This window comes from Yinghuangia sp. YIM S09857 (genome assembly GCF_051388915.1).
In the GTDB taxonomy this organism is placed as follows: domain Bacteria; phylum Actinomycetota; class Actinomycetes; order Streptomycetales; family Streptomycetaceae; genus Yinghuangia.
This window is the reverse complement of sequence record NZ_JBPKBH010000005.1, coordinates 283,621-287,659: the sequence shown is the minus strand read 5'-3', so window position 1 is coordinate 287,659 and position 4,039 is coordinate 283,621. Positions and strand designations below refer to the sequence as shown.

General features: G+C 69.7%; 2 protein-coding genes. Both read right to left on the bottom strand.

What is annotated here, in order from left to right; translation table 11 throughout:
- Positions 1 to 68 precede the first annotated feature (68 nt).
- The gene (locus tag ACRX5S_RS12765) at positions 69 to 1,697 is read right to left on the bottom strand and encodes an ABC transporter substrate-binding protein (RefSeq protein WP_436772999.1); all 1,629 of its coding nucleotides are present in this window, start codon (positions 1,695 to 1,697) and stop codon (positions 69 to 71) included.
- A gap of 348 nt (positions 1,698 to 2,045) precedes the next feature.
- Positions 2,046 to 3,650 (bottom strand): ABC transporter substrate-binding protein, encoded by a 1,605-nt coding sequence (locus ACRX5S_RS12760; protein WP_436772998.1) that lies wholly within the window; start codon positions 3,648 to 3,650, stop codon positions 2,046 to 2,048.
- Positions 3,651 to 4,039: the final 389 nt, after the last annotated feature.

Genomic DNA, 4,039 nt, shown 5'->3' with positions numbered 1-4,039 from the left:
CGGGGTCCGGTCGTGCTCGTCGTGCAGGCAGTGCTCGCGGTGCGGTGGTGCGGCTGAGCTGCGGTCCGCTACTTCCGGATGCCGATCTGGTCCCACTGGATGAGGCCGTCGTTGAAGAGGTTCAGCCCGGTGACCTTGGAGGTGTAGACGGCGGCGGTGATCGCCTCCTGGTACACCCAGAACGGCAGGTCCCGGTTGACCTCGACCTGGACCTTCGTGTAGGCGGCCCGTCGCGTCTCGGTGTCGGTCGAACGGCGGGCTTCCTCCAGCGCCAGGTCCACGGCCGGGTTCTGGTAGCCGGACGAGTTGCCCGGGCTCTTCGAGTGCAGCATGTCGTAGATCCCGGGCTCCGGGTCCTCGATCCACTGCTGGCCGACGGCGGCGTTCCAGGTGTCGGCGTCCTTGCGTACCGTCCTGATGTACGTGGGGATGTCCACCTGCTGGACCTTCATCGTGACGCCGCGGTAATTGCTCAGCTTCTGCTGCATGAACCGCGCCACTTCCACGGTGGTGGGAGCGGACGGTGCGATGTACGTGAACGACAGGGGCTTGGTGCCGTTCGCGGTCACTTCGTCGAAGAGGCGCTGGGCCTCCGCCGGGTTGTTCTCCGGGGCCGCCAACTGGATGCTGGCGAGCGGCGACGTCGAGCTGAAGATGCCCTTCGCCGGCGTACCCGCGCCGCTGTAGAACTGCTCGTTGATCTCCTTGCCGCTCAGGGCGAGCGCCATGGCCTTGCGCGCCTTGGGGTCGGCGAACGGGCCCTTCTTGTTGTTGAAGAGCACCATCGCGCCGCCGTTCAGGCGGAGTTCCTCGACACCAAGTCCGCGGTCGCGGCCCAGGACGATGTTCTCCGGGTCGACGGTGACGATCATGTCGGATTCCTTGCCGAGGCTGTCGAGGCCCCGCCGGACGTCCATGTCGACGCGGATGACGAGCTCGTCCAGGTAGGGGAGCCCCTTGTCCTTCTGCCAGTAGTCCGGGTTGCGGACGTAGACCTGCTTCTCGCCGGGGATCCACTCCCTGAGGAGGAACGGCCCGGCACCCACCGGCTTGTCGCGGAGTGAGCCCTTAGCTTCCGGCTTGAACGAGGCCGGGGACGCGTTGAAGGACAGATTGCGCGCCACGATGCGGTCGAAATTCGCGTTCGGCGTGACCAGCGTGATGCGCAGGACCAGTGGATCCTCCGGCGCGACGTCCAACTGCTTGATGTTGATGGCGGCCATGGTCTGGAACGACCCGATGGATATGTCCATGTGCCGGGCCCAGTTCGCCTTCACCGCGGCGGCGTCGTAGGGCTGGCCGTCGGTGAACTTCACCCCCGGCCGGATGCGGAGCGTCCAGACCGAGGCGTCGCGTTCGAATTGCAGGCTCTCGGCGATCTTCGGCCGGACCGTGCCGGTCGCCGGGTCGGTCCAGACCAGGGAGTCGTAGACGGCGGCCATGCGGCTGCCGTCGGCGACGTTGACGAACGAGGTCTGCGTGGGGTCGAAGCTGGCGGCGTCGCCCGGCAGCGTCATGGTGAGCGAGCCGCCCTTCTGCGGCGTGCCCGCAGGAGTGGGCGGTGCGTCGTCGGAGCCGCCGCAGCCGGCCACCAGGAGACCCAGGGCCAGTGCGGCGGCGACGATGCGACCCCGGCGGAACGAGGTATTCCGCCGGGGCGACGGGGGTATTCGACTTGCGCGGGAAGTACGAGTCACTACGGGCCAACCTTCACCTGACGGGCCGTCCGTTTGGTAGGGCGGCGGTGGTGCGCGGGGCCGGTCGCGTTCGGGCTGCCGTCGGGGGATGGTCGGCCGGAACGGTTCCGGGTGGTGCGTGGTTCGCTGTGCTGGGTTCGTGCTCCGTGCTCCCGGGTACTCGTGTGGGAGGACCCGGGTCGTGCGGACGGCACCGGTCGTGACGGCGCCGTCGCCCGCGGGCGCGGGGAGGCAGGGCGGGCCGCGCGGCACGCGGCGCGTCCGACCTCCCCGAGGTCCATCGGGCTGCCCCTTTCTACTGCCTTGGGCCGGTGGGGTCCATCCGCGGGCGGCCGCGAGGCCCGGGAGTCACCGCTTCATGCCGATACGGTCGAACATGAAGACACCGTCGTTGAACATCTGGACGCCGGTGACGTCGGACGAGAACACGCCCACCGCGACGGCCTCCTGATACACCCACATCGGCATGTCGCGGTTCAGCGCGACCTGGACCTTGGTGTACGCGTCGCGCCGGGCCCCGTCGTCCGCGGTCCGCCGGGCGTCCGACAGCGCCTGGTTCACCCCGGGGTCGTCGTAGAAGCAGCAGTTGCCCGCGTTTCCGCCGGACAACAGGCCGAACAGCCCGGGCTCGGGGTCGTCGAGCCAGACCTGGTCGACCTTGACGTCGAAGCGCTGCTCGACGTTGGACCGGTGGATGAACGCCGGGAGGTCCAGGGGCTCGACGGTGATCTCCACGCCGGGGTACTTGGCAAGGGTGCTGCGCACGTACTCCGCGATCCGCACGGTGGCCGGCGTGTTGGGAATGATCAGCGTCGCCGTCAGCCGCCGGGTGCCGCCCGCGGTGACCTTGTCGAACAGCTTCGCGGCCTCGGCGGGATTGTCGCCCGGTGCCACCAACTGGATGCTGGCCAGCGAGGAGTTGGCGCCGAATATCCCGCGGGCGACCGTCCCGGTGCCCTGGAAGATCTGGTCGTTGATGGTCTTGCCGCTCAGGGCGTACGCCACCGCGCGGCGCGCGTCCGCATCGGCGAAGGGCCCCTTCGCGGTGTTGAACGACAGCATCTGCCCGCCGGACAGCGACAGGGAGGCGCTGCCCAGACCCGCGCGCTTCGCGGCGTCCGCGGCGAGCGGGTCGACGGTCACGGTCGCATCGGCCGCATCGTCCTCGATGGCGGCGATGCCGTGCATCGGATCGGGGTCGACCTTGAACACCACGCGGTCGAGGTACGGAGCCCCGGTCTTCCAGTAGCCGGGGTTGCGGTCGAGCGTCAGCGTCTGGTTCTTCACCCAGTTGCCGGGCCGGAGGATGAACGGGCCCGCGCCGACCGGGTTTTCCGCGAGCCTGCCGCCGGCGATGGCCTTGGGCGAGGCTATGAACGACAGATGCCGGGCCACCATGCGGTCGAAGTTGGCGTTCGGCTCCGGGAGCGTGACCTCCAGGTTCAGCGGGTCCAGGACGCGCGTCACCAGTCCGGCCGCGGCGGCGCGCTGTACGGACTGGGTGGCGGGGTCGGCGTGCCGGTCCCAGTTCGCCTTGACCGCGGCGGCGTCGTACGGCTCGCCGTCGCTGAACCTGATCCCGGAACGCAGCGTCAGAACCCAGGTCTTGGCCGTGGCGTCCCTGGGCGCGAGACGGTCCGCCACCTGCGGGTGCACCGACCCGGTGGCGGGGTTCGTCCACACGAGCATGTCGTACAGCGCCGCCATCCGGTTGCCGTCGGTCACGTTGATGTAGCTCGCGGAGAAGGGGTCGAGGCCGCGGGCCTCGCCGGGGAGCAGGATGGTCATGGAGCCGCCCTGCCGGGGGGTGCCGGCCGCCAGGGGTGTTCCCTTGGAGTCCGAGCCGCAGCCGGCGATCAGGACGAGGCCCGCGGCGGCGAGCAGGACGAGCGACTTGCGGATCCCGCCGGGGGAGCGGCGGGGAGGGAGGTGCGAGGGCCGTGCGTGTACCACTGCTGACAGGTTCCTAACGCGTTGCCCGGTCGAGGCGGGCCCGATCGGTGGTGCCGGTGCTGAGGTGCTGAGGTGCTGGTGGTGCGGGACGTGCGGCGTTGCGATGTGCTGTGGTGCCGAGTTGCTGTGGACGTGCTGAGGTACGGCGGTGGCGCCAAGTGGTCGTGCGCCCGTACCGGCTTGCCGTGGTGCTGCAGCGTGGTGCGGTGTGGTGCGGTGGTGCGGAACTTCCATGCGGAGCAAGGGTGTTGGCCTCGAAATCCGTCGCCCCCGCGAGGACTCGTGACGCAGCCCGTGGAGCGCGGTTACAGCCTGCGCATGGGCTTCCGTACCGTTGGAGGCGATTCGTCCCCCCGCCCCGGAAAGCGGTCCGCCGGGCCGCCGGACCC